The organism is Streptomyces sp. NPDC002845, from assembly GCF_053591955.1.
Map to the genome: position 1 here is coordinate 54,322 of NZ_JBSFUU010000020.1, position 24,152 is coordinate 78,473.

Here is a 24,152-nt window from a genome sequence, read left to right on the forward strand (position 1 = left end):
CGGAGCCGGCGGGGCAGCGGATTGGTCGAAGTCGGTGAAGGGCTAAAAAAGATGGATCGCCAGGTGTCCCAGCGGCAGCCCGAGCCGCCAGGCCGGCGTCCACACCTTCGGTCCTTCGTCCTCACCGAAGACCGCACCACCGCCCGGCACCGCGTCCAGGTCGGGGGCGAGCAGCTCCGTCTCCTCCAGCCATCGCCAGGCCGCGTCGGCCAGGTCCAGGTCCGGCGCGGGACCGCCCGCCTCGACCGCGTCGGCCGCGAGCCGCGCCATCCGCTCGCGCACCCAGTCCCGCCACGGCTGGTCGTACGCCGTCAGCGACAGCCAGGTCTCCAGCTGGGAGACGACCCGGATGCCGGAGAGCTCACCACCGCTGTCCGCGAGGAAGATGGTCAGGGCCAGGGCGTCCCGCCCCGCGCGGTACTCGAAGGACGTCGGCGGCATCAGGTCGCCGGTCCGCAACAACTCGTCGGCGATGTACTCGGCGTACAACCACGCCATGGGAACGGTCAGTTCACCGCCGCCGGTACCGTCCGTGCTCTCGTGACCTCTGTGCAGCATCCCTTCCTGCCTTCCTCCGGTGCGTGCGCGTCGCCCGACCCCGGGCCCTGGGGTCCTGTCGCCGGATTCCCGGCGACAGGACCCCATCCGGAACACGGCTGAAGACAGACGATTGCTCAACCGGAGCCGTCAGCAAGGCGCTTTACGGAGGTTTGACCCAACCATTGGTTTCACAGCAGGTCGGCCGCGTATCCCGGCAGCACCCGGCGCAGGGCGCGCAGCGCGTAGTACGCGCGGGACTTGACGGTACCGGGTGGTATCCCGAGCGCGGCGGCGGCCTCCGCCACACTCGCCCCCTGGAAGTACACCTGCACCAGGACTTCACGGTGCTCCGGTGTGAGTGTCTTCACAGCTTCCCGTACGTCGAGTGCCGCGGCGGCCCGGTCCGCGTGATCGTCGCACACCCGGGCGTTCTCCAGTACGGCGTCCCCGACCTCGGCCGGCCGTGCCTGCCGGGCCCGCCGCGCGTCGATGGCGAGCCGCCGGCCGACGGTCAGCAGCCAGGGGCGCACGGAGTCGAAGTCGTCGGCGCGCAGCGCTTCGGGGTGCTGCCAGGCGCGTACGAAGGTCTCCTGCACCAGGTCCTCGGCACGGTGCCGGTCCCCGTCGGAGAGCCGTAGGAGCAGGGCGAAGAGGGGGCGGCCGTGTTCGCGCTGGAGCGCGGCCAGCTCGTGCTCGGCGGTCGTCGTCCCGTTGGTGATCGTGGTGGTTCCGGCCGTCATGGCCGTATGGGAACGCGGGCCGGAGCGTGTGCACAGAGAGCGGTCACGAGTGTGCGGCGGACGGTCGAACGCGTCGACGAACGGTGCGACGAACGGTCTGCCGGGCGCTCCGGGCGGTCGCCCCGCGCCCCGCCGCCGATCTCGCCCGCATCCGCGGCCGTGTGGGTGACGTGACCGGTTCGGGTTCTTGACTCTACTTTCCCTCTTATGCGGATTCTTGGTGGTTCATACGTAAATACGATCGCAATGGGGTGTCTTGATGACCGCACGCAGGCGACAGACGACCGTGGCCCTCGGGGGCCTCCTGCTCATGGCGACCGCCGCCTGCCAGGCCCAGGGCTCGGTCCCCCGTCCGCCGGGCTCCGGGCAGCGCGCGCCCTCCGCCGAGGGCGCGCGCGGCTTCACCCTGGTCGCCTCCGGCGACGTCCTCCCGCACAGCTCGATCATCGACCGGGCCCACGCGGACGCGGACGGCGACGGATACGACTTCCGGCCCATGCTCGCGGGCGTACGACCGGTCGTCTCCGCCGCCGACCTGGCGATCTGCCACATGGAGACGGTGTACGGAGCGGACGGCGACTACACCGGCTACCCCACCTTCAAGTCCCCGCCCGAGGTGGCCGAGGCCCTCGCCGCCACCGGGTACGACGCCTGCTCCACTGCCTCGAACCACACGCTGGACGCCGGCGCCGCCGGTATCCACCGCACCCTCGGCGCCCTCGACCGTGCCGGCGTACGGCACGCCGGATCGGCCCGCACGGCCCAGGAGGCGAGCAGCCCGGCCCTGCTGCGCGCGGGCGGCGCCCAGGTCGCGCACCTCGCGTACACGTACGGCACGAACGGCATCCCGCTGCCGTCGGACCGGCCCTGGGCCGTCAACCTGATCGACCCCGACCGCGTCCTCGCCGACGCCCGGGCCGCACGCCGGGCGGGCGCCGACGTGGTCGTCGTATCCCTGCACTGGGGCACCGAATGGCAGGACGAGCCCGACGCGCGGCAACTCGGTCTGGGGGAGCGGCTGACCGCGGCCCGGACGGACGGGCGGCCCGACATCGACCTGATCCTCGGCACCCACGCCCATGTCCCGCAGGCGTACGAGAGGGTCAACGGCACCTGGGTCGTCTACGGCATGGGCGACCAGATCGCGGGTGCCATGGTCAACCACGCCGGCGCCCACGACCCGCGCGGCAACGAGGGCACCCTCGCCCGCTTCACCTTCGCCCCGCCCGCCCGCGAGGGCGCCCGCTGGGAGGTGACACGGGCCGAATTCGTCCCGCAGCGGTTCGACCTGGCCTCCGGCCGTGTCGTCAACCTCAACTCCGCGGCGGCGCGAGGGGCGGACATGGCGGCCGTACGCGACCGGATCCGCGCCGTCGTACTGAGCCGGGGCGCCGCCCAGGACGGGCTGGTCATGGGGCGGTAGACGGCGCAGGTGTGGCTGACGCGGAGCCGTGAACCGTGCCGGAGCGCTACGGCACGACCGTCACCGGCCGGCGCCCCGCCTTCACCGGCCGGACGGCCGCGATGTTCCGTCGTTCGTCTGCGGCGCGGTCGTGGCCGGCCGCGCCTCGCGGCGGAGCCGCATATGTACACAGCCCCGCGCCCCTTCGGGGCGCTGCCCAACCGCAGCGGCCTTCGCCCGACCTGCTTGGTACCTGCCCGGCGAGGGCGTGCCCGGCGCACCCTTCGGCTGCCGGGGCGCAAGCGACCGCGCACGCGTGCGTACGCGCTGCTCCCATCGGGTGCTTCGGGCGCTCGTACCGGTGTCGCTCCAGCGCGTCGGGGTTCCGCTGAGCGACTGATGAATCATGACGAAGGATCAGATGTTCACGCGGCGCCGGATGCTGATGGCGGGCGCCGCCGCCCTGGGGGCGGCCGGTGCGGTGGGCACGGCCGCCGGTCTGTTCACCGGCGACCGGACACCGAAGCCGGCTCCGACACGCGCCGCCGCCCCGGCCGCCGGGCCGAAGGCACGCCGTGTGCTGGGAGCCTCCGCATACCGTCTCCAGCCCATCACAGGATACGGCCCGCAGCGCAGCGCCCCCGCCCGGACCCCGGTCCGGACCCCGGTCCGGGCCAAGCCGCTGCTGAAGCTGGACGGGCTGGGTCGGAGCATGGTGCTGACCTTCGACGACGGCCCCGACCCGCGCTACACCCCGGACATCCTGCGCACCCTGCGCACCCACGACGTCCGCGCGATGTTCTTCGTGTGCGGCGAGATGGTGGCCGCCAACAAGGACCTGCTGCGCGAGATGGCCGACGACGGGCATGTCGTCGGCAACCACACCTGGTCGCACCCGCTGCTCACCAGGCTCTCCCGCTCCGCGATCCGCTCCCAGATGGAACGTACCTCCGAGATCATCCAGGAGGCCTACGGCGAGGCGCCCCTGTGGTTCCGTGCGCCCTACGGCGCCTGGAACCGGGCGGTCTTCCAGCTCGGCGCCGAACTCGGCATGGAGCCCCTCGCCTGGACCGTCGACACGCTCGACTGGAAGACTCCGGGCGCGCGCGCCATCGCCGACCGGGTCGAGAACGGCGCGGGCCCCGGCGTCGTGGTCCTCTCGCACGACGCGGGTGGCGACCGCTCGCAGAGCGTACGGGCGCTGCGCGACTATTTGCCGGACCTGCTGGACGCGGGCCATCACATCACCGTGCCGCGACGGGAATTCGCCTGAGCGCTCCGCCGGAAGCACGGTGACGAGCCCGCGGGCCGGTGGGGGCTGCCTGGCTCTCGCACGAACACACGAACACCTGAATTCGGTCGGGCCTTCGCCCACCCGGCCGGGGAACGCTCAGCGAACCTCGACCAGGTGGGCGAACACCACGACGTTTCCGGCGTAGCCGTTCTGCTTGGAGAAACCTCCCCCGCAGGTGATGACCCGCAATTCGGGGACGCCTGTGTTCCCGTAGACGCGATCACCCGGGAAGCTGTGCTTCTCGAAGACCTCGATGCCGTAGATCTCGAATACCGCCGTCTTTCCGTCCTGGCGCAGAACCTCGACCCGGTTTCCCTTGCTCAGGGCCCCGAGCCCGTAGAAAACGGCGGGGCCCTGCTGGTTGTCGACGTGGCCCACGACCACGGCCGTGCCTTTCTCGCCGGGGGAGACCGAACCGGTGAACCAGCCGGCGAGGTTGGGGTCCTCGGCGGGCGGCGCGTCGACCCAGCCCTCGATGTCGAGGCCCACGGGCATGACGGGCGCGTCGACCTGGATCGCCGGAATCCTGACCCGGTCGGCCACGGCGTACGGCAGCGGGTCCGGCACCCTGGCGAAGGTGCCGTTGAAGGGCATGCGGCTGTCGGCGGCGGCCGCGGAGGCAGGCTGCGGCGGGCCCACGTCGAACTCACCCGAACCATTCCGGATGAGCGCGAGGCCGGTCAGCAGAACAAGCGCTATCACGCCCCACGGGGCGCGCTTCCTGCGCCGTTCCTCCTCTTCGGCCTCGGCCGGCTCGGACCAAGACATTCGCCATCCCCTCTCGACACGGCCGTCGCCGTATTCCATCGCGCATACGAGAACGCTAAGCGCAGCGCACGCCACCGGCGACGGCTCAGGTGCGAACGGGTGGCGGAACACACACGTCCTGCGCCATCCGAGTTGCCGCGGACAGGAAATTTCCGACGGTTCGTGACCTGCGGGAATATCCGATTGTGCGGAAATCTCGCGGCGTGTTCTCTCACCAGGACGGACCATTCTCGAAATGCGGCCCCGTGCCCGGCATCTGAGGGTCTGTCTGGGAGGCGCTTTCTCGCCGATCCACCGGGGACGGTTCCCGGGGCGTCTTCCGCGGAGGATCACATGCGTACTACTCGTGCCCTGGCGGTCTCTGCCGCCGCGGTCGCCGCGGTGGGGCTCGCCGCCCCGACGGCCGCCGCGTGGGACCAGCCCACCTCGGTCACCGCCGCGCCCAACGTCATCGCCCGTGGCGGTCAGCTGACCCTCACGGTCAGTGGCGGTGACGCGTGCACGACGCCCGGCAGCACGATCAGCTCGAACGCCTTCCCGACCACCAAGCTCACGTCCATGGACGGCAGAACGGCCACCGCGAGGGTGACGGTCAACTCCAACGCCACCACCGGTTCGCACAGTGTCACCACCAACTGCGAGGGCAAGACGAAGACGTTCAACGACGTCTTCACGGTCATCGGCGGTGTCCGCGGCGGTCTCGGCGGCAGCAGCTCCAGCGGGGCGACACCGACCGACATGGCGATCGGCGGCGGGCTCGTGGCCGCCGCGGCCATCGGCGGTGGCCTGTTCTGGATGCGCCGCCGCTCCGAGAACCGCCTCTGAGTGAAGGTCGTCCGGATACGCCTTCCCCTCGGAGATTCGGATCGCACGTCAACAGCCCTTCGCCCCGGACCCTTGAGGGAACCGGGGCGAAGGGCTGTTGACGTGTGCCGTCAGGAGTGGTCGTCGGTCGTGCGACGGCGCGAGAAGCGGTACGCCACCCCGAGCGAGCCCGCGATCAGTGCGGCCCCCAGGCCGATCTCCTTCAGGTCGAAGCCGTCCGAACCACTGCCCACACCGGCCTTGACCCCTCGGGGGACGGGCGTCCGCGTGGGGTGCTGGGTCGGCCGGCCGGCGGCGATGGTGAGGTCGGTCCTGCCGCTCTCGTCGCCGCACTTGAACGTCACCTCGAACACGGCACCCGGTTTCGCGTCCCGGTCGACCGTGGCCGTGGCCGACGACTGCCACTTGGGGATCGTGACCGTGTCGAAGACACCCGAGGACACCGTGGTGTCGGACTTGCAGCCGTCGACGTGCAGGGTGACCTGTCCGCCGGCCGCTACGGTCGAGGGCGAGAGACTGAAGCCGAACGACGTGATGTCGCCCGCGACGGCCGCCTGCGAGGCGGGAGCGGTGAGGGTGAGAGCGGCCACGCCCAGCAGTGCGGCCGAAGCGGCGCGTATCGCGTGCATGATGGAGCCTCCGGGTCCCCGAGGAGCCTGCTGCGGACTTTTTCCGCCTGCGCCTGAAATGCCCCTCGATGGTCGAAACGCTAGGAAGGTGTGTACGAGAGCGCGATCGCAGTCGCGCGAACGGGTCATCCGTGTGGGCCGCTCAGAGGACACCGTGCGCGTGGCCGGGGTACGGGCGCGGCGTGGCACCCGTACCCCGGCCGCCGGGCCGCTGTTGAAGGACCGTCACCCGCCCGCGTTCGGGAACAGGGCCAGGAACGGGTCCGTCCCGGCCGTGATCCCCCGGCTGTACGGGGCGTCGAAGTCCCAGATCAGGAAGAGCAGGAAGGCGATCAGGGCGGAGAACAGCCCGGCGAGGACCAGCTCGCGCGGTGTGCGCCGGATCTGCAGGGCGAAGACCATGCCGACGGTCACGACGGCGCCGGTGATCAGCCCGAACCACACCACGCCGGGCATGGTCGCGTCGGTCGAGTCGGCCCGGGCGATACGCGCCGCGACGGCCACGGACACCTGGTCCACCAGAGGCTGGTAGGCCTGTGCCTCGAAGTCCGTCCTCGGCTCGTAGTCGGTGACGTCCGCGCGAATGCGCTCGATGAGCTCGTTGCCCCGCTCGGTCACCTCGCCCTTCTCGGACATCACCTTCCACTCGGTGTCGAGGACGTGGCCGACATAGACGTCGATGTCCTCACGGACGCGGTCGCGGACGTCGTCGGGGTAGACCCGCACCCGCTCCGAGATCTCGAACAGGGCCGTGGCCTCCGTCTGGACATGGTCCTGGGCGACCCCGCGCCCCTCCCACACCCCGGCGATGGCCAGACCCAGGACGATGGCGTACACCACGCCGATCATCATGGTGATGTACTCGATCACGTCCGGGGTCTCGGACGGGTCGTCGTCCTCGGTGGCCGCGCGATGCCGTACGACGGTCACGATGACCACGACGAGGCACGCGGCCGCCATCGCGAGGGTGAGAACAAGCCATTCCGACAAGAGGGTTCCCTCCAGGTGTCAGGTATTACGGGGATCAGGGGTCAGCGGGGGCGCAGCGCGGCCACGGCGAGGATCGCGGGCGCGGTGATGAGCAGGGCGATCGAGATGAGCGACGGGCCGGAGCGCGGCACGTGCCTATGGGACGTGGGGCGGTACGGCGGATAGCTCACCGGTGTCGCCGAGGGCTGGGGGCGCGCGCTCGGTGTGGGCGGCGCGGGAGTGGGCGTAGGAGTGGGGGTGGGCGTCGGCCTCGGTGCCGGGGCGGCGGGCCGTGGCGTCGGGGGCGGAGGCGGAGGCGGTGGATCGGGCCTCGGCGCCACCGTGGGCGGGGGCTTCGGAGCGGGCGGCTCCGGCGTGGGTGTGGGCGTGGGCTTCGGGGGAGTCGGGGTCGGTGTCGGCTCGGGTGGTGGAGTGGGCGTCGGCGTAGGCGTCGGTGTTGGAGGACACGACGGCGTCGGGTGCGGTGTGGGTGTCGGCGTGGGCCAAGGCGATGGCGTGGGCCAGGGCGACGGCGTGGTCGCCGGCGTCGGTTCGCAGGAGCCGCTGCCCGCGACCGCCTCGGCGACCACACTGCCGCCGGGGCCGGTGGAGGCGTACGCGCAGGCGTCGGCGGCGGCCGTTCCGCTCGGCGTCGCGGCGAGGAGCCAGGAGAGCGCGAGCAGGGCCGACAGCCGTATGGCGAGGGCGGATCGGGTCCGCTGGGGTCCATGCACGACGGAGATCATGGAGGCCGCCGTGCCCGCGCACGCCGGAGCGGCGCCTATTTGGTCCGAACGGGGGACAACGGCGCCTGCGGGGTTTTACGGGCACCGGCACGGTTGACGTCGGCGCGCGCCGCGGCGTCGCAGATCGCCGTCACAGGGCACCGCGCGGGTCGCCGTCACAGGTTTCGTAAAGAAATTTGCGCCACGGTTGAACACATCCACCACTCCCGCTCGTACCTAGGGCCATGCGAGCGGCGCAGTAGGGCGCTGCAACACCCAAGGAATTACGGGGAGTTGACATGAAGACCTCCTGGCGGAGCGCCTCACTCGCAGCGACAGCTGCGGCTGTCCTGGCGCTGACGACGGCATGTGGTCAGGAGAGCCCGCCGGTGAACAGCCAGAGCGTGGGATCCGCCGCCGATGGCCTTGGTACCGGCACCGATGGTTTGGGTGCCGCCGCCACTGCCGGTGCGGGAGCCCAGCAGGGGCAGGGCTCCGCGGCCCAGCCCCAGACGGCGGGTCAACTGACCGTGTGGAACAACCAGGAATACGGCAAGGTTCTCACCGACAGCACCGGGCGTACTCTCTACCGCTTCGACAAGGACACGGCCGAGCCGCCGAAGACCACCTGCGAGGGCGAGTGCGCCACCGCTTGGCCGCCCGTCCCCGCCTCGGGCGCCACGGCGGCCGCCGGCGTCGACAAGGCGCTCCTCGGCGAGATCACCCGGCCCGACGGCACCAAGCAGCTGACGGTCGGCGGCTGGCCGATGTACTACTACGCCCAGGACGCCAAGGCCGGCGACATCAACGGCCAGGGTGTGAACGGCACGTGGTACGCGTCGGCCCCCGACGGCAAGAAGGCCTCCACCAACGCGGGTGGCAATGCGGGCGGCAACGAGGCCGGCGAGATCGGGGACCTGCCCGGCCTCTCGACCCGTAACGACCCCGAACTCGGCGAGATCGTCGTCGACAAGAACGGTATGACGGTCTACCGCTTCGAGAAAGACGTGCAGTGGCCGATGAAGTCCAACTGTGTCGATGCCTGCCTGGAGAAGTGGCCGGTCGTGGAGCCCGTGGACGCCGCCGACACCAAGGGCATCGCCACCGAGATCAACGGCAACGGCAGGGGCTACGTCGTCCTCGACCGCCCGGACGGGCTCAAGCAGCAGAGCATCGACTGCTGGCCGATGTACACCTTCGCGGACGACAAGAAGCCCGGTGACACCAACGGCCAGGGTGTCGGCGGCACTTGGTACGCCATGGCGCCCGACGGCAAGCCGGTCGGCAAGCCGTAGGAGACGATCCCCCTCCCCAGGGATCACCGCCCACCGCCCGGATCGCGAAGGGAGGTGTTCGAGAGCCAGAAGTGCCGGATGCGCAGAGCCAGGCACAACCCCCGGTCCGCCCCCTCCGCATGGAGGGGGCGGACCTCTTGGCATGCCCGCTCGCCTGTCTTCGTACACACGCCGTTCCGTAAGTCGCTTTCGCAGGGCGACAATTCGGCAATTGCCGGAGGCAGTGCCCTGGAACGGACGGTCAATTTCCGTTTTGGCTCGCTCGTTTGGCGAGCGATCAGTAGCCTCTGGTCGAACACTGGATCGCCTGCGCCACCCACGACGCGTTGGAGTGATAGATGGAGCGTCCCGCCTGGGCCCCACGGAGCATCGACATCACGGTGCCGTCCGTCGCCCGTATCTACGACTACTACCTGGGCGGTTCGCACAATTTCGAGGTCGACCGGGAAGCCGCCCGCAGGGCCATGGAGTTCATGCCGGGCCTGCCGAAGATCATGCAGGCGAACCGCGCGTTCATGCGCCGCGCCGTGCGCTACGCCGCCGACCGGGGCGTCACTCAGTTCCTGGACATCGGCTCCGGCATCCCGACCTTCGGAAACGTCCACGAGGTCGCCCAGGCGGCCCGCCCCGGGGCACGGGTCGTGTACGTCGACCACGACCCGGTGGCCGTCGCGCACAGCCAGGCCGTACTGGCCGGGAACGAGGACACGGACGTCGTCGCCGCCGACTTGTGCAAGCCCGAGGAGATCCTGGCGAGCCCTCAGGTGACGCGGCTGATCGACCTGAACCGGCCTGTGGCGCTCCTCCTCGTTGCCATACTGCACTTCGTGGAGGACGCGGACGACCCGTACCGGGCGGTGGCCGAGCTGCGCGCCGCGCTCGCGCCCGGCAGCCTGCTCGTGCTCACGCATGCCTCGTACGAGGGAATCCCGCTTCCGCCGGAGCGGGCCCAGGGCACGGTCGACGTGTACAAGGACATCCGCAATCCGCTGATCATGCGCTCGCGCGACGAGATCGCGCGGTTCTTCGAGGGGTACGACATGGTGGAACCCGGACTGGTGCCGATGCCGATGTGGCGACCCGACACGGCGCCCGAGGAGGAGGATCCGTATTCCTTCTCCGGATTCGCCGGCGTGGGGCGTACGGCGTGACCGCGGAGCCGGACGGGCCGGAGGACAGACTGCGCAGGTTCGCGGCGATCTGGAGCCGGGCGGTCTACCCGGCGACCTCGACGTCGCTGACCCGACCGGAGTTCGAGGAGCAACTCCTGCCGCTGGCCCGCCGGTTGAGCGAGGCACTGCGGGCCAGGACCTTCGACGCGGACACGGGCAGGGCGGTCGGCGCCGCACTCGTCGACGCGCACTGCACCGACCCGGAGACGCTCAGCCGCTCGCTCGACTGCGTCGAGGCCTACCTGGTGCTCTACTGCGGCGAGGACGGCCCTCAGGAGGACCTGCGCGCCCGCGCCGCCCGTCTGCAGTCCGCCATGGCCGCCGGGTACGCGCGAGGGCTGCGGGAGCGGACGCTCGCCGAGCAGGAGGCGATCTCCCGGGCCGCCCTGGAAGCCCAGGGCGCGGTGGCCAAGGCGCTGCACGCCAGCGAGGCCCGGTTCCGCGCGGTGTTCGAGGGTGCCGCCATAGGCATCGGGATCGCCGACCTCGAAGGCAACGTCCTCCAGATCAACGGCGCGCTCCAGCGCATGTTCGGGGTCGCCGACCAGACGATGGGCGGACGCAATGTCACCGACTGGACGCACCCCGAGGACGCGCCCCAGGTCTGGCGCCTGTACGAGGAGCTGGTGAGCGGCGAGCGCGAGCACTACCACGTGGAGAAGGCGTTCTACCGACCCGACGGAACGGTCCTGTGGACCAATCTGACGGTCTCCCTGCTGCGGGACGCCGACGGCCGCCCCCAGTACCAGCTGGCGCTCATGGAGGACACCACCGAGCGCCGCCTGCTCAACCTCCGGCTGCGCTACGAGGCCACGCACGACGCGCTCACCGGACTGCCCAACCGGACCCTGTTCTTCGAACGCCTGGAGAAGGCCCTCTCGGCGGGCGACGGCCAGCGCTTCGGCCTCTGCTACCTGGACCTCGACGGCTTCAAGACCATCAACGACAGCCTCGGACACGCGGCCGGCGACCGGCTGCTCGTCGAGGTCGCCGACCGGCTCCAGTCCTGCGCGACCGCGCCCGGCGAGATGGTGGCCCGGCTCGGCGGCGACGAGTTCGTGGCGCTGACCACCGGCCCCGACACCCAGCGCGAGGTCGACGACCTCGCCGACCGCATCATGAACGCGCTCGTCACCCCGGTCCGCATCGACGGCCGGGAGCTCCTGGTCCGCGGCAGCATCGGCATCGTCGAGGGCCCGGCCGGGGAGCGCGGCCCGGCGGAGGTGCTGCGCAGCGCCGACATCACCATGTACCGGGCCAAGTCGGCGGGCGGCAACCGCTACGAGGTGGCCGACGCGGAGGCCGACGCCCGCGCCATCACCCGGCACGGGCTCACCACGGCACTGCCCGCGGCCCTCGACCGGGGCGAGTTCTTCATCGAGTACCAGCCGCTGGTCCACCTCGACGACGGAAGCGTCCGCGGCGCCGAGGCCCTGGTCCGCTGGCTGCACCCGCAGCACGGCGTCCTCAGCCCCGACCGCTTCATCCCCCTCGCCGAGCACACCGGGCTGATCGTCCCGCTCGGCCGCTGGGTCCTGGAGCAGTCGGTCCGCCAGGCCCGCGAGTGGAAGGAGCGCCACGGCGGGAACGGCGGGATCGGCGGGAGCACAGCCACCGGCCCGCTGCGCGTCAACGTCAACCTGTCGCCGTGCCAGCTCACCCACCCCGGGCTGGTCCAGGACACCGTCGAGATCCTGGAGCGGGAGGGCCTGGAGCCGGGCGCGCTCTGCCTGGAGGTCACGGAGTCCGCGCTCATCGGCGCCGACGACGACCTGCTCAAGCCGCTGCGCCGGCTCGCCGAGATGGGCGTCGACATCGCCCTCGACGACTTCGGCACCGGCTACTCCAACCTCGCCAACCTGCGCCGCCTGCCGGTCAGCATCCTCAAGCTGGACCGCTCCTTCACCCAGGGCATGCAGCAGTTCCCGGCCGACCCCGTCGACCTCAAGATCGTCGAGGGGATCGTTTCACTCGCCCACAGCCTCGACCTCGCGGTGACGGTCGAGGGCGTGGAGACCGGCGCCCAAGCCGAGCAGTTGCGGATACTGGGCTGCGACACGGCCCAGGGCTGGTACTACGCCCGCCCCGGCCCACCGGACCGACTTCACCAACTGGCACTGGTGGACGCGACGGGCTGACGGCCGTCGCCCCGTAGGAGCGCGGGGCTGTATCAATTTGCGGCTCCGCCGCGTGGGCGCGACCAGCCACATCGGACCCGCAGACCTGGACGAAGCTCACAGAAACGGCGCTTCCAGGAACGGCGCCCCAGCCAACCGTCACCGTTCCAGCAACATCCGCTGCAACTCCCGCGCGGCCCGAGGCGGAGCCACATCGCTGCGGTGGGCCAGGGCGATCGTGCGGTTGAGGCCGGGCCGGGCCAGCGGGGTCACCCGCAGCCCGCGCCCGGAGCGGGTGGCGACCATGCGCGGTACCACAGCGACCCCCAGCCCCGCCCGTACGAAACCCAACACCGCGTCCATCTCCCCGCCCTCCACCGCGAAGTCCGGTTCGAAGCCCTCGGCACGGCAGGCCGCGACGGTCAGTTCACGCAGGTCGTAGCCGTGCCGGAACATGACGAGGCGTTCGCTCTCCAGGTCGGCGATCCGCACCGTACGGCCGTGTCCGGGGGCCGGAGACTCCGGGGAGGACACGACCACCAGGTCCTCGCGCAGCACCTCGACCGTGGTGAGGGCGGGCGACGGGGTCGGCAGGGGGAGTACGACGAGGGCCAGGTCGAGGGCGCCGCGGGCGAGGAGCCGTACGAGATCGTGCGAGCCGCCCTCCTCGACCAGGAGCCGGATGCCGGGATAGCGGTCGTGGTAGGCGCGCAGCACGTCCGGGAGCAGGCCCGTGCACAGGCTCGGGGTCGCGCCGAGCCTGATCCGGCCGCTGCGCAGCTGGGCCAGCTCCTGCACCTCGTGCCGGGCCGTGTCCGCGTCGGCCAGGATGCGGCGGGCCAGCGGCAGCAGGGCCTCGCCGGCGTCCGTGAGCGTGATGTTGCCGCGGGCCCGCTGGAACAGATCGGCGCCCAACTCCCGTTCCAGCGCCCTGATCTGCTGGGACAGGGACGGCTGCGCGACATGGACCAGTTCGGCGGCACGGGTGAAGTGCCGGGTCTCGGCGACCGCCACGAAGTACTGGAGTTGCTGGAACTGCACCCTGCCACGATAGGCCATGGCTATTGAATCGAGCCGGACCATGTCTTGGACCGATGGGGCCGTTCGGCCCTAGCGTCTTGTGCCATGGCTCTGGCAACGCGGACGGACCGACGGCCGTCCATGGCACGCACGGTGTGGGACAGCTCCGTCGGCAAGAAAACGGTCATGGCCGTCAGCGGCCTGATCATGCTGGCGTACCTGGCCGTCCATATGCTGGGCAACCTGAAGATCTTCTTCGGCTCGGACGAGTTCAACGGCTACGCCCACTGGCTGCGCACCCTCGGCGAACCCTTCCTGCACTACGAGTGGGCCCTGTGGATCATCCGCGTGGTCCTCGTCGCGGCCGTCGTGGCGCACGCCACGTCCGCATACCAGCTCAGCCGCCGTGACATCAAGGCGCGCCCCAGCAAGTACGTGCACAACAAGCCCCGCGCCAGTTACGCGACGCGCACCATGCGGTGGGGCGGGACCATCCTCGGCCTCTTCATCGTCTGGCACATCCTCGACCTGACCACCGGCACGGTCCACTCCGGTGGCTTCCAGGAGGGCCGTCCGTACCAGAACGTCATCGACACCTTCTCCACCTGGTACGGCAACACCATCTACCTCGTCGCGATGCTCGCCCTCGGCCTGCACATCCGGCACGGCTTCTGGAGCGCCGCCCAGACGCTCGGCGTGGGCAGCCGGACCCGCGACCGCGTCCTCAAGACCACGGCAAACGTCCTCGCGCTGCTGCTCACGGTGGGCTTCGTCGCCGTACCCGTGGGCGTCATGACCGGAGTGGTGAGCTGACATGACTTCCTACGCGGAATACGCGGACTACGCGACCGGTGAGCCGGTCGTCGACGGCAAAGCCCCGTCCGGTCCCATCAACGAGCTCTGGGACAAACGCCGGTTCGAGGCGAAGCTGGTCAACCCTGCCAACCGGCGCAAGCACACCGTCATCGTCGTGGGCACCGGCCTCGCCGGCGGTTCCGCGGGCGCCACGCTCGCCGAACAGGGCTACCACGTCGTGCAGTTCTGCTACCAGGACTCACCGCGCCGGGCCCACTCGATCGCCGCGCAGGGCGGGATCAACGCCGCGAAGAACTACCGGAACGACGGGGATTCCATCCACCGGCTGTTCTACGACACGGTCAAGGGCGGGGACTTCAGGGCACGCGAGTCCAACGTCCACCGGCTGGCGCAGATCTCGGTCGAGATCATTGACCAGTGCGTCGCGCAGGGTGTGCCGTTCGCACGGGAGTACGGCGGATTGCTGGACACCCGTTCCTTCGGCGGCGTCCAGGTGTCGCGGACGTTCTACGCCCGGGGCCAGACGGGGCAGCAACTGCTGCTCGGCGCGTACCAGGCGTTGTCCCGCCAGATCGCCGCGGGCAACGTCGAGATGCATCCGCGGACCGAGATGCTCGACCTGATCGTGATCGACGGGCGGGCGCGCGGGATCGTGGCGCGGGATCTCATCACCGGCCGTATCGACACCTACTTCGCCGACGCCGTCGTACTGGCGAGCGGCGGTTACGGCAACGTCTTCTACCTGTCGACGAACGCCATGAACTCCAACGCCACCGCGATCTGGCGGGCCCACCGGCGCGGCGCGTACTTCGCCAACCCCTGCTTCACACAGATCCATCCGACCTGCATCCCACGCACCGGCGACCACCAGTCCAAGCTCACCCTCATGAGCGAGTCGCTGCGCAACGACGGCCGCATCTGGGTGCCGAAGGCCATGGGGGACACCCGGCCCGCGAACGAGATCCCCGAGGACGAGCGCGACTACTACCTGGAGCGGATCTACCCGTCCTTCGGCAACCTCGTCCCGCGCGACATCGCCTCCCGCGCCGCGAAGAACGTCTGCGACGAGGGGAGGGGGGTCGGTCCCGGCGGGCAGGGCGTCTACCTGGACTTCGCCGACGCCGTCGAGCGGATGGGGCGGAAGGCCGTCGAAGCGAAGTACGGCAATCTCTTCGACATGTACCAGCGGATCACCGACGAGGATCCGTATCAGGTGCCCATGCGGATCTACCCCGCCGTGCACTACACGATGGGCGGCCTCTGGGTCGACTACGACCTCCAGACCACCGTGCCCGGCCTGTTCGCGATCGGTGAGGCCAACTTCTCGGACCACGGGGCGAACCGGCTCGGCGCGTCGGCCCTGATGCAGGGGCTCGCGGACGGCTACTTCGTGCTGCCCGCCACGATCAACGACTACCTCGCCCGCAACCCGCACCACGACGAGATCGACACCCGACACCCTGTCGTACAAGAGGTGCTGGCCGAGACCGAGGACCGCCTGAACCTGCTGCTCGCCGTCGACGGCGACCGCACCCCCGACTCGTTCCACCGTGAACTCGGCGAGGTGATGTGGGAGTTCTGCGGCATGGCCCGTACGGAGACGGGGCTGCGCAAAGCCCTGGAGCGCATCCCGCAGATCCGCGAGGAGTTCTGGCGGCGCATCAAGGTGCCCGGCACCGGCGAGGAGTTCAACCAGTCCCTGGAGAAGGCCAACCGCATCGTCGACTACCTGGAGCTCGCCGAGCTGATGTGCCTCGACGCGCTGCACCGCACCGAGTCCTGCGGCGGCCACTTCCGCGAGGAGTCCCAGACGCCGGACGGCGAGGCGGCGCGCCGGGACGAGGAGTTCGCGTACGCGGCGGCCTGGGAGTTCACGGGTACGGGCGAGGCCCCGACCCTCCACAAGGAAGACCTGGTCTTCGAGTACGTCCACCCCACCCAGCGGAGCTACGCATGAAGCTCACCCTGCGCGTCTGGCGGCAGAAGAACGCCGACGCCGACGGAGCGATGTCCACGTACGAGGTGGACGGCATCTCGTCCGACATGTCCTTCCTGGAGATGCTGGACACCCTCAACGAGGAGCTCATCCTCAAGGGCAAGGACCCGGTCGCCTTCGACCACGACTGCCGCGAGGGCATCTGCGGCGCATGCAGCCTGGTGATCAACGGCGACGCGCACGGGCCCGAGCGCACCACCACCTGCCAGCTCCACATGCGGTCCTTCGAGGACGGCGACACGATCGACATCGAGCCGTGGCGGGCGTCGGCGTTCCCGGTGATCAAGGATCTGGTGGTGGATCGCTCGGCGTTCGACCGGATCATCCAGGCCGGGGGTTACATCACCGCGCCGACGGGGTCCGCGCCGGAGGCGCACGCGACGCCGGTGCCGAAGCCGGACGCCGACTTCGCCTTCGAGCACGCCGAGTGCATCGGGTGCGGGGCGTGTGTGGCGGCTTGTCCCAACGGGGCGGCGATGCTGTTCACGTCCGCCAAGATCAACCACTTGAACGTGCTGCCCCAGGGCGCGCCGGAGCGTGAGACCCGCGTCCTGGACATGGTGGGGCAGATGGACGAGGAGGGCTTCGGGGGCTGCACCCTCACCGGTGAGTGCGCGACCGCCTGCCCGAAGGGCATTCCCCTGGTGTCCATCACCAGCATGAACAAGGAGTGGCTGCGGGCGACCCGCAAGGTTGCCCGGCGATAGAGGCCGCAGCTCAGAAACGTTCGCCGACAGGGTGCGGACGGGCGGGACCGGGCGTGGTGCTCAAACCCGGTCCCGCCAGGCACCCCTGGCATTCAACAAGCCCACACCCGCGCTCTCTTCGAGGGTCACGCACAGGACAGCCGGCATCGGAAGAACTGTGGCGGCCGGACGTACGACACCGGCACCGCTGTTGCACCGCCGTCCCCGGCACGTGACCAGGAGAGAGCCATGACCGGCGTATCCACGCTCGACAGCCCACCGCAGGCGACCGCACCCACCCGCTACACCGTCACCCTCGCCCGCAGCGAGGACGACGTGCGCGCCGCCCAGCGGCTGCGCCACGACGTCTTCGCCGACGAGATGGGCGCACTCCTGTCCACCCCGCGGCCGGGCCTCGACGCCGACGCCTTCGACGCGTACTGCGACCACCTGCTGGTCCGCTCCACGGAGACCGGGCAGGTCGTCGGCACCTACCGGCTGCTGCCGCCCGAGCGGGCCGCGGTCGCAGGGCGGCTGTACTCGGAGAGCGAGTTCGACCTCGCCGCGCTGGACGCCGTCCGCCCAGGGCTCGTCGAGGTCGGCCGCTCCTGCGTCCACCCCGACCACCGCGACGGTGCCGTCATCGGCCTGATCTGGGCCGGGATAGCCCGCTACATGGTGGACCGCGGCCACGAGTGGCTGGCCGGCTGCTGTTCCATCCCGCTCGCCGACGGCGGCACGCTCGCCGCGGCCACCTGGGACCGGGTCCGGGCCAAGCACCTGGCTCCCGAGGAGTACCGCGTACGTCCGCTGCTGCCCTGGAAGCCGGACGGCACCGCTGCGGCCGGCCGCATGGAACTCCCCCCGCTGCTGCGCGGCTACCTCCGCCTCGGCGCCTGGGTGTGCGGCGAGCCCGCCCACGACCCGGACTTCGGGGTCGCCGACCTGTATGTACTGCTGTCGATGCGCCGGGTCGACCCGCGCTATCTGCGGCACTTCCTGTCCCTCGTCCCGGCGTGATGAGCGCCCTGCGTACGGGGCTGCCGCACCGCCTCCGCCCGGGCGCGGCGGTCCTGCCGACGGGCGGGCGGGTTCTGACGGTGGCTGTGGCTCGCCCGGTTGCCACGCCGGTCGGCTCCCCGTGGCTGCCCACCGCCCCGTGCTCCCCGCAGGCCTGCGTCATGGCCGCCTCCCGGTCCGTGACGGCCGTGCCGCGAGCCGTACTGCGACTCTTGGCGCTGCTGGTGCTGCTCCTCGTGGGGATCGGGCTGGCCCCGGCGCTGGGGCGGCTCCCCGCGGTCCGGCGCGATCCGCTGATCCGCGGCTGGTGCCGGACCGTCGTGCGGGCCTCCGGAGTCCGGGTCCGCGTCACCGGCGCGGCCGCGCCCACCGGAGGGCTGCTCCTCGTCGCCAACCACATCTCCTGGCTGGACATCCCGCTGCTCGCCGCCGTGCGCCCGGCCCGCATGCTCGCCAAGGCGGAGATCCGGCGGTGGCCGGTGGCGGGTGCACTGACCGCGCTCAGCGGCGCCCTGTTCATCGAGCGGGACCGGCTGCGGGCGCTTCCGGACACGGTCGCGCGTATGGCCGAGGCCCTGCGCGGCGGGGCGGCGGTCGCGGCCTTCCCGGAGGGCAGCACATGGTGCGGCCGGGCCCAGGGACACTTCCGCCGGGCGGTGTTCCAGGCCGCGCTGGACGCGGGCGTTCCCGTGCAGCCGGTCCGGATCCACTACCGGGTGCTGGAGGGAACGGCGAGCACGGCGCCCGCCTTCGTCGGGGAGGACTCGCTGCTCACCTCACTGTGGCGGGTGGCGACGGCTCGCGGGCTGGTCGCGGAGGTGGAGGTACGGCCCGCACTCGCGCCGGGCACCCATCCCGACCGCCGGGGTCTGGCCCGGGCCGCGCAGACCGTGGCGCCCTGCGGGGAGCACGTCTAAGCAGGTCGGGCGAAGGCCGCTGCGGTCGGGCAGCGCTCCGAAGGGGCGCGGGGCTGTGTGCATATGCGGCTCCGCCGCGGGGCGCGGCCGGCCACGACGGCGCCGCGGACGAACGACGGCACATCGCGGCCCCGCGGCGGAGCCGCATATCGACACAGCCAGCGGAGCGCTCAGGCGCGGGCGAGATACGGGGCTGTCCGGCTCTCCTCCGCCCGCGCCACCTCCGCCGGGGGCCCTGCCGCGACGATCCGCCCGCCCGCGTCACCGCCGCCCGGTCCCAGGTCGATCACCCAGTCCGCACCGGCGACCACCGTCATGTCGTGCTCGACGACCACGACCGTGTGCCCCGCGTCCACCAGACCGTGCAACTGCCGCATCAGCACCTCGACATCGGCCGGGTGCAGCCCGGTCGTCGGCTCGTCCAGCAGGTAGAGGGTGTGGCCGCGCCGTATCCGCTGCAGTTCGCTCGCCAGCTTGATGCGCTGCGCCTCCCCGCCCGACAGTTCGGTGGCGGGCTGCCCGAGCCGCAGATAGCCGAGCCCCACGTCGAGCAGGGTGACCAGGCTGCGCGCGACGCCCGGCGTGTCCGCGAAGAACTCCGCCGCCGTCTCCACCGTCAGGTCCAGCACCTGCGCGATGGTCCGCCCGCGGTACGTCACGTCGAGCGTCTCGGGGTTGTAGCGAGCCCCACCGCAGTCCGGGCAGGGGGCGTACGTACTTGGCAGGAACAGCAGCTCGACGCTCACGAACCCTTCGCCCTGGCACGTTTCGCAGCGCCCGCCGGCGACGTTGAAGGAGAAGCGCCCGACGCCGTAGCCCCGCTCCCGTGCCGCCTCCGTCGCCGCGAACACCTTGCGGACGATGTCGAACAGGCCCGTGTACGTGGCCAGATTGGACCGCGGGGTCCTCCCGATCGGCTTCTGGTCGACCGACACGAGCCGCTCGACCCCCGGCAGGTCCTCCGTGATCTCCCCGATCAGGGTGGACTTGCCGGAGCCGGAGACACCGGTCACCGCCGTGAACACACCGAGCGGGAACTCGGCGGTCACCCCGCGCAGGTTGTGCCGGCTGACCGGGCCGACCTTCAACCGGTCACGGGGCGTACGGACTTCACGTTCCCGAGTGGGAGAGTCGGCGAAGAGGAAGCGCGCCGTCGCGGAATCCCCGACGCCCTCCAGCTTCGCCACCGGCCCGCTGTGCAGCACCCGCCCACCGTGCTCGCCCGCCCGCGGCCCCACGTCGACGAGCCAGTCCGCACCGCGTACGACATCGAGGTGATGCTCCACGACGAACACCGAGTTGCCCGCCGCCTTGAGTCGGTCGAGGACCGTGAGAAGGGCCTCCGTGTCCGCCGGGTGCAGGCCCGCCGACGGCTCGTCCAGGACGTACACGACGCCGAAGAGCCCGGACCGCAACTGCGTGGCCAGCCGCAGGCGTTGCAGTTCGCCCGCGGAGAGGGTGGGCGTGGCGCGGTCGAGACTCAGATAACCCAGGCCGAGTTCGACGACCGGGGCGATACGGGCCAACAGGTCCTCGGTGAGGACCCGCGCGGTCTCGCCGTCCGGGACCAGGGAATCGGCCAGGCCGGTCAGCGGCAGTGCGGCCAGGTCGGCGATCGTACGGGCCGCGAACGTCACCGCCAGGGCTTCCGGGCGCAGGCGCGTGCCGCCGCACGCCGGGCACGGTGTGCTCGTCAGGAAACGCTCGGCCCTGGCCCGCAGGGTCTGGCTCTTGGAGTCCGAGAAGGTCTTGAGGACATAGCGGCGGGCGCTCATGTACGTGCCCTGGTAGGGGCGTTGGATGCGGTCGGCGTCCCGGACCGGGTGGACGGTGACGACCGGCTGCTCGTCGGTGAAGAGGATCCACTCGCGCTCGGCGGCCGGCAGGTCGCGCCACGGCCGGTCCACGTCGTACCCGAGCGCGTCGAGGACGTCCCGCAGGTTCTTGCCCTGCCATGCGCCCGGCCACGCGGCGATCGCGCCCTCCCGGATCGACAGCGAGGGATCAGGGACCAGCAACTCCTCGGTCGTACCGTGGACTTGGCCCAGCCCATGGCAGGACGGGCAGGCACCCGCCGCCGTATTGGGGGAGAAGGCGTCGGAGTCCAGGCGCTCGGCGCCCTCCGGGTAGTCGCCCGCGCGGGAGAACAGCATGCGCAGGGAATTGGAGATGTTCGTGACCGTGCCGACCGACGAACGCGATGTCGGCGCCGAGCGGCGCTGTTGCAGGGACACCGCGGGCGGCAGGCCGGTGATGTCGGCGACCTTGGGCGCCCCGACCTGGTGGATCAGCCGTCGCGCGTACGGGGCCACCGACTCGAAGTACCGCCGCTGGGCCTCCGCGTAGATCGTCCCGAAGGCCAGCGAGGACTTCCCGGAGCCCGACACGCCCGTGAAGACGGCCAGCGTGTTGCGCGGGATGTCGACGTCCACGCCCTTGAGGTTGTGCTCCCGGGCGCCGCGTACGCGGACGTACGGGTCATGGGGGTCCTGGGGGGCGTGCATGCGGAACTCCAGAGGTGCGGGGGACAAACCCCACGATCCTAGGCCGTGACCAGACCCGCGACCCGGGCCAGCCTCCGGTAGGAGTCGAGCAGCGCCCCGCGGTCGTACGTGCTGGTCGTGACCAGGATCTCCTGCGCCCCTGTCTCCTTGAGCACCGTCTCCAGCTCGTGGGCCACCTGCTCCTCGGTGCCGACGATGTGCCCGGCGAGCCCGGACTCGTACAGATCGCGCTCCTTGGCCGTCATCGCCCGGCGCCCGATCTCCCCGGCCGGGGCCAGCGGCGGGAAGGTGCCGTGCGTGCGGGAGTGCGCCATGGCCCAGGCCTCGGGGAGGAGGATGCGGCGGGCGTTCTCCGGGGTGTCGGCCACGGCGACCGTGCCGGAGATCACGACATACGGCTCCCGCGCCCACGGGGAGGGCCGGAACAGGGCCCGGTAGCGGTCGGTGCCGCGCCGCATGCGGTCACGGCCGCGAAGGTCCCCGATCACCATCGGCAGACCCGCCCGGGCGGCGATCTCGGCGCCCTCACCCATCGCGAGCACGAACGGCGGCACGGTCAGGCACTCCGACGGCCGCGCGTGCACCCCCGTCGGGGACGTGCCCCGGAACCAGCCCAGCAGCTCCGTGAGCTGCCCCTCGAAGTCCTCGGCGACCTCCTTGTCCCGGCCCAGCGCCCTGCGCACCCCGTCCGTGAAGCCGACGGAGCGGCCCAGACCCATGTCGATCCGCCCGGGGAACAGCGACTCCAGCACCCCGAACTGCTCGGCCACGACCAGCGGTTGGTGGTTGGGCAGCATCACGCCGCCGGTACCGACCCGCATCCGCCGGGTGTCCGCCGCCACCGCCGCGGCCAGCACCGTCGGCGCCGACCCGGCGACTCCGGGCACGCTGTGGTGTTCCGACACCAGGAAGGAGCGGACACCCCCATACTGCCAATGACCAGCGATGATGGGGACGCCATGACAGAGATTGATCTGTACCTACGCAAGTCCGCACGCGACCGTGAAGGGGGCCGCGCGCTGACCTTCCGTGCCCAGGAGGCCCGGGGCCGACAGTGGGCCGATGACAACGGGTTCACGGTCCGGAAGGTCTGGAAGGACAACATCGGCGCCTGGTCCGACACGAACAGGCCAGACTTCGACAACGCCCTGGCCGCGCTGGCGGACGGGGAAGTCCACGCCCTTTGGTGCTACGCCGTGGACCGCTGGAGCCGTAAGGGCGCCGGGTCCGTCGTCCCCCTCCTGGACCGGGGCCGCCGCATCATCGCCGACTACGAGCGGCTGGACTCTGCGGAGCCGCGCGACCGCCGCGGCGATCGACGCTGCGGAGCAAGCGAAGGAGTACAGCGACCTCCTGTCGTACCGGGTAAAGGGGACGAAGCGTCATCAGCGTGAAGAGGGCGCCTGGGTCGGCCTGGTCCCGTTCGGGTACCGCATCGCTGACAAGCGCACGCGGAAGCTGGAGCACGTCCCCGCCCCGTGGCGAATCGTCCTGATGATCTTCCGGGCAGCGGCCAACGGCGTGTCCTCCCGGGGCATCGCGAAGCGCTTCAACCTGGCTGGCATCCCGTCGCCTTCGGGGAAGCAGTGGCGCGCCGGCATGGTCCAGAAGGTCATCCACCACCCGGTTTACGAGGGCCTCCAGGTGGAGGCTGCGGAGGGGAACTCCCGCGTCAGCCGTCCGTACCGCAACAAGCACGGGCAGAGGGTCAGCGTCCTGGCTGACGGCGTCCAGCCGGTCCCGCCGGAGCTGGTCCGCGCCGCCCGCCTCACGTTGACCGGCCGCCGGGTCATCGGTACCGGCGAGGGGAAGGCTACGCAGCTCCTGACCGGCCTGGTCCGCTGTGCCGGGTGCGGCGGCTCGATGTCGTCCACGGGGGAGTCGTACCGGTGTGGCCGTGTCGCGGCAGGCGCGCACTGTCCCGCGCCGGCCATGGCCCTGGTCGCAAAGCTGGACTCCTTCGTGACGGAGTCGTTCCTGGCCAGGCTCGACAGCGGCGACCCTGAAGACGAACTCCTGGGCATCGTCGCGAAGCGCTGGAACGCACTCTCCCGGCCAGGAGAGACGGAGGAGGTGAAGGAGGCCCTGGACGCCCTGAAGGAGGCTCAGGCCGCCCGTGAACGCCTTCTGAGGGACCGTCAGGCGGGCCTCTATGAAGGGGCGGACCTCCTCTTCTACGAACTCCACGACGAAGCGAAGCGGGACCTGGAGGCGGCCCAGGAGCGGGCCAGCGTTCACGCTGCCCACGTCGTGGACGTCAGCTTCCTTCTGGGCCATGCCTGGCTTCAGGAGACCTGGGACGCAGCGGACCTCCCCATGAGGCGGGACCTCCTCCGTCTCGCTGTCGCACGCGTCACCGTGCTGAAGGCTCCGCGACCCGGCGCACGGTTCGTCGGGGAGGAGCGCGTAACGGTGGAGTGGTTGGCGGAGGCGCCGGAGGTGACCCGGTGAGCGCTGAAGCGGTGACCGTTGACGAGATCGAGGCGCGCGCGTACCTCCACATGGAGATCCTGGAGCTACGGCGCCAGTCCCGCGCCCTCTGGCGCCGTCTGGCGAGAGGCGAGGACAACCCGAGGATTCGCGCCCGCTGGTCACCTGCAAGCTGTACGGCCAGCCGTTCCTCCAGCGCGGCAGGGGCCGCCGCACCATGTGCCCGTACGACGACGCCGACACGTTCTGTCAAGAGCTTCAGGACGAAGCGGAGGACGCGGAGCCCC

At 71.0% G+C, this 24,152-nt stretch carries 22 protein-coding genes and 1 pseudogene; 14 read left to right on the forward strand and 9 right to left on the reverse strand.

Annotated elements, in window-relative coordinates; translation table 11 throughout:
• Positions 1 to 42: 42 nt before the first annotated feature.
• Entirely contained in the window at positions 43 to 558 is a 516-nt protein-coding gene (locus ACWD3C_RS16770) for a hypothetical protein (RefSeq protein ID WP_451144500.1), read from the reverse strand.
• A gap of 170 nt (positions 559 to 728) precedes the next feature.
• On the reverse strand, positions 729 to 1,280 hold the full coding sequence (locus ACWD3C_RS16775; RefSeq protein ID WP_451144502.1) for a sigma-70 family RNA polymerase sigma factor: 552 nt from the start codon (positions 1,278 to 1,280) through the stop codon (positions 729 to 731).
• A 259-nt stretch (positions 1,281 to 1,539) separates the two neighbouring features.
• Between ACWD3C_RS16775 and ACWD3C_RS16780 the strand changes: the two genes are divergently transcribed.
• Both ACWD3C_RS16780 and ACWD3C_RS16785 read left to right on the forward strand, forming a co-directional pair.
• On the forward strand, positions 1,540 to 2,703 hold the full coding sequence (locus tag ACWD3C_RS16780; RefSeq protein ID WP_451144503.1) for a CapA family protein: 1,164 nt from the start codon (positions 1,540 to 1,542) through the stop codon (positions 2,701 to 2,703).
• 385 nt (positions 2,704 to 3,088) lie between these two features.
• Entirely contained in the window at positions 3,089 to 3,955 is an 867-nt protein-coding gene (locus ACWD3C_RS16785) for a polysaccharide deacetylase family protein (protein WP_451144505.1), read from the forward strand.
• Positions 3,956 to 4,072: 117 nt separating this feature from the next.
• Here ACWD3C_RS16785 and ACWD3C_RS16790 read toward each other — a convergent pair whose 3' ends face one another.
• Entirely contained in the window at positions 4,073 to 4,744 is a 672-nt protein-coding gene (locus ACWD3C_RS16790; RefSeq protein ID WP_451144507.1) for a class F sortase, read from the reverse strand.
• A gap of 333 nt (positions 4,745 to 5,077) precedes the next feature.
• Here ACWD3C_RS16790 and ACWD3C_RS16795 point away from each other — a divergent pair, with 333 nt between their 5' ends.
• A complete protein-coding gene (locus tag ACWD3C_RS16795; protein WP_451144509.1) occupies positions 5,078 to 5,569 on the forward strand; it encodes a hypothetical protein in 492 nt (163 codons plus the stop codon).
• A gap of 110 nt (positions 5,570 to 5,679) precedes the next feature.
• On the opposite strand, the gene ACWD3C_RS16800 is transcribed toward ACWD3C_RS16795, so the two are convergent.
• From ACWD3C_RS16800 to ACWD3C_RS16810, 3 genes are all read right to left on the reverse strand, one after another.
• On the reverse strand, positions 5,680 to 6,198 hold the full coding sequence (locus tag ACWD3C_RS16800; RefSeq protein WP_451144511.1) for a hypothetical protein: 519 nt from the start codon (positions 6,196 to 6,198) through the stop codon (positions 5,680 to 5,682).
• Positions 6,199 to 6,423: 225 nt separating this feature from the next.
• The gene (locus ACWD3C_RS16805) at positions 6,424 to 7,188 is read right to left on the reverse strand and encodes a bestrophin-like domain (protein WP_451144513.1); all 765 of its coding nucleotides are present in this window, start codon (positions 7,186 to 7,188) and stop codon (positions 6,424 to 6,426) included.
• A gap of 135 nt (positions 7,189 to 7,323) precedes the next feature.
• Positions 7,324 to 7,674 carry a hypothetical protein gene (locus ACWD3C_RS16810; RefSeq protein WP_451144515.1) on the reverse strand — a complete coding sequence of 117 codons (351 nt, stop codon included), beginning with the start codon at positions 7,672 to 7,674 and terminating at the stop codon, positions 7,324 to 7,326.
• 9 nt (positions 7,675 to 7,683) lie between these two features.
• Here ACWD3C_RS16810 and ACWD3C_RS16815 point away from each other — a divergent pair, with 9 nt between their 5' ends.
• The 4 genes from ACWD3C_RS16815 (at position 7,684) to ACWD3C_RS16830 (ending at position 12,497) form a co-directional block, all read left to right on the forward strand.
• Positions 7,684 to 8,010, forward strand: coding sequence for a hypothetical protein (locus ACWD3C_RS16815; RefSeq protein ID WP_451144517.1), 327 nt, complete (start codon positions 7,684 to 7,686; stop codon positions 8,008 to 8,010).
• 181 nt (positions 8,011 to 8,191) lie between these two features.
• On the forward strand, positions 8,192 to 9,187 hold the full coding sequence (locus ACWD3C_RS16820; RefSeq protein ID WP_451144519.1) for an SCO0930 family lipoprotein: 996 nt from the start codon (positions 8,192 to 8,194) through the stop codon (positions 9,185 to 9,187).
• Between the two features lie 338 nt (positions 9,188 to 9,525).
• A complete protein-coding gene (locus ACWD3C_RS16825; RefSeq protein ID WP_451144521.1) occupies positions 9,526 to 10,338 on the forward strand; it encodes an SAM-dependent methyltransferase in 813 nt (270 codons plus the stop codon).
• Positions 10,335 to 12,497: a putative bifunctional diguanylate cyclase/phosphodiesterase gene (locus ACWD3C_RS16830; protein ID WP_451144523.1), complete on the forward strand. Its 2,163-nt coding sequence runs from the start codon at positions 10,335 to 10,337 to the stop codon at positions 12,495 to 12,497. The genes ACWD3C_RS16825 and ACWD3C_RS16830 overlap by 4 nt, the downstream gene beginning before the upstream one ends.
• A gap of 138 nt (positions 12,498 to 12,635) precedes the next feature.
• Here ACWD3C_RS16830 and ACWD3C_RS16835 read toward each other — a convergent pair whose 3' ends face one another.
• Entirely contained in the window at positions 12,636 to 13,517 is an 882-nt protein-coding gene (locus tag ACWD3C_RS16835) for a LysR family transcriptional regulator (protein ID WP_451144525.1), read from the reverse strand.
• Positions 13,518 to 13,637: 120 nt separating this feature from the next.
• Between ACWD3C_RS16835 and ACWD3C_RS16840 the strand changes: the two genes are divergently transcribed.
• The 5 genes from ACWD3C_RS16840 to ACWD3C_RS16860 all read left to right on the forward strand — a co-directional run bounded on the left by ACWD3C_RS16840 (position 13,638) and on the right by ACWD3C_RS16860 (position 18,931).
• A complete protein-coding gene (locus ACWD3C_RS16840) occupies positions 13,638 to 14,309 on the forward strand; it encodes a succinate dehydrogenase (protein ID WP_451144659.1) in 672 nt (223 codons plus the stop codon).
• Position 14,310: 1 nt separating this feature from the next.
• A complete protein-coding gene (locus ACWD3C_RS16845) occupies positions 14,311 to 16,269 on the forward strand; it encodes a fumarate reductase/succinate dehydrogenase flavoprotein subunit (protein WP_451144527.1) in 1,959 nt (652 codons plus the stop codon).
• The gene (locus ACWD3C_RS16850; protein WP_451144529.1) at positions 16,266 to 17,015 is read left to right on the forward strand and encodes a succinate dehydrogenase/fumarate reductase iron-sulfur subunit; all 750 of its coding nucleotides are present in this window, start codon (positions 16,266 to 16,268) and stop codon (positions 17,013 to 17,015) included. The genes ACWD3C_RS16845 and ACWD3C_RS16850 overlap by 4 nt, the downstream gene beginning before the upstream one ends.
• Before the next feature lie 228 nt (positions 17,016 to 17,243).
• Positions 17,244 to 18,014, forward strand: a complete 771-nt coding sequence (locus ACWD3C_RS16855) for a GNAT family N-acetyltransferase (protein ID WP_451144531.1) — start codon at positions 17,244 to 17,246, stop codon at positions 18,012 to 18,014.
• A gap of 161 nt (positions 18,015 to 18,175) precedes the next feature.
• Positions 18,176 to 18,931 carry a lysophospholipid acyltransferase family protein gene (locus ACWD3C_RS16860; RefSeq protein ID WP_451144661.1) on the forward strand — a complete coding sequence of 252 codons (756 nt, stop codon included), beginning with the start codon at positions 18,176 to 18,178 and terminating at the stop codon, positions 18,929 to 18,931.
• Between the two features lie 170 nt (positions 18,932 to 19,101).
• Here the strand turns inward: ACWD3C_RS16860 and ACWD3C_RS16865 are convergent, their stop codons facing one another.
• A complete protein-coding gene (locus ACWD3C_RS16865) occupies positions 19,102 to 21,435 on the reverse strand; it encodes an ATP-binding cassette domain-containing protein (RefSeq protein WP_451144533.1) in 2,334 nt (777 codons plus the stop codon).
• Positions 21,436 to 21,473: 38 nt separating this feature from the next.
• Positions 21,474 to 22,346 (reverse strand): annotated as a pseudogene (locus ACWD3C_RS16870) (MsnO8 family LLM class oxidoreductase); the annotation flags it as partial.
• A gap of 48 nt (positions 22,347 to 22,394) precedes the next feature.
• On the opposite strand from ACWD3C_RS16870, the gene ACWD3C_RS16875 reads away from it, so the two are divergent.
• A complete protein-coding gene (locus tag ACWD3C_RS16875; RefSeq protein WP_451144535.1) occupies positions 22,395 to 22,829 on the forward strand; it encodes a recombinase family protein in 435 nt (144 codons plus the stop codon).
• Positions 22,830 to 22,929: 100 nt separating this feature from the next.
• Positions 22,930 to 23,886 carry a recombinase family protein gene (locus tag ACWD3C_RS16880; protein WP_451144537.1) on the forward strand — a complete coding sequence of 319 codons (957 nt, stop codon included), beginning with the start codon at positions 22,930 to 22,932 and terminating at the stop codon, positions 23,884 to 23,886.
• The last annotated feature ends 266 nt before the right edge of the window (positions 23,887 to 24,152 follow it).

Bases quoted from the DNA above. Each gene is read 5' to 3' on its own strand.
- ACWD3C_RS16770 (WP_451144500.1), bottom strand. From the start codon at position 558: ATGCTGCACAGAGGTCACGAGAGCACGGACGGTACCGGCGGCGGTGAA.
- ACWD3C_RS16775 (WP_451144502.1), bottom strand. From the start codon at position 1,280: ATGACGGCCGGAACCACCACGATCACCAACGGGACGACGACCGCCGAG.
- ACWD3C_RS16780 (WP_451144503.1), top strand. From the start codon at position 1,540: ATGACCGCACGCAGGCGACAGACGACCGTGGCCCTCGGGGGCCTCCTG.
- ACWD3C_RS16785 (WP_451144505.1), top strand. From the start codon at position 3,089: ATGACGAAGGATCAGATGTTCACGCGGCGCCGGATGCTGATGGCGGGC.
- ACWD3C_RS16790 (WP_451144507.1), bottom strand. From the start codon at position 4,744: ATGTCTTGGTCCGAGCCGGCCGAGGCCGAAGAGGAGGAACGGCGCAGG.
- ACWD3C_RS16795 (WP_451144509.1), top strand. From the start codon at position 5,078: ATGCGTACTACTCGTGCCCTGGCGGTCTCTGCCGCCGCGGTCGCCGCG.
- ACWD3C_RS16800 (WP_451144511.1), bottom strand. From the start codon at position 6,198: ATGCACGCGATACGCGCCGCTTCGGCCGCACTGCTGGGCGTGGCCGCT.
- ACWD3C_RS16820 (WP_451144519.1), top strand. From the start codon at position 8,192: ATGAAGACCTCCTGGCGGAGCGCCTCACTCGCAGCGACAGCTGCGGCT.
- ACWD3C_RS16825 (WP_451144521.1), top strand. From the start codon at position 9,526: ATGGAGCGTCCCGCCTGGGCCCCACGGAGCATCGACATCACGGTGCCG.
- ACWD3C_RS16840 (WP_451144659.1), top strand. From the start codon at position 13,638: ATGGCACGCACGGTGTGGGACAGCTCCGTCGGCAAGAAAACGGTCATG.
- ACWD3C_RS16845 (WP_451144527.1), top strand. From the start codon at position 14,311: ATGACTTCCTACGCGGAATACGCGGACTACGCGACCGGTGAGCCGGTC.
- ACWD3C_RS16850 (WP_451144529.1), top strand. From the start codon at position 16,266: ATGAAGCTCACCCTGCGCGTCTGGCGGCAGAAGAACGCCGACGCCGAC.
- ACWD3C_RS16855 (WP_451144531.1), top strand. From the start codon at position 17,244: ATGACCGGCGTATCCACGCTCGACAGCCCACCGCAGGCGACCGCACCC.
- ACWD3C_RS16860 (WP_451144661.1), top strand. From the start codon at position 18,176: ATGGCCGCCTCCCGGTCCGTGACGGCCGTGCCGCGAGCCGTACTGCGA.
- ACWD3C_RS16865 (WP_451144533.1), bottom strand. From the start codon at position 21,435: ATGCACGCCCCCCAGGACCCCCATGACCCGTACGTCCGCGTACGCGGC.
- ACWD3C_RS16875 (WP_451144535.1), top strand. From the start codon at position 22,395: ATGACAGAGATTGATCTGTACCTACGCAAGTCCGCACGCGACCGTGAA.
- ACWD3C_RS16880 (WP_451144537.1), top strand. From the start codon at position 22,930: ATGATCTTCCGGGCAGCGGCCAACGGCGTGTCCTCCCGGGGCATCGCG.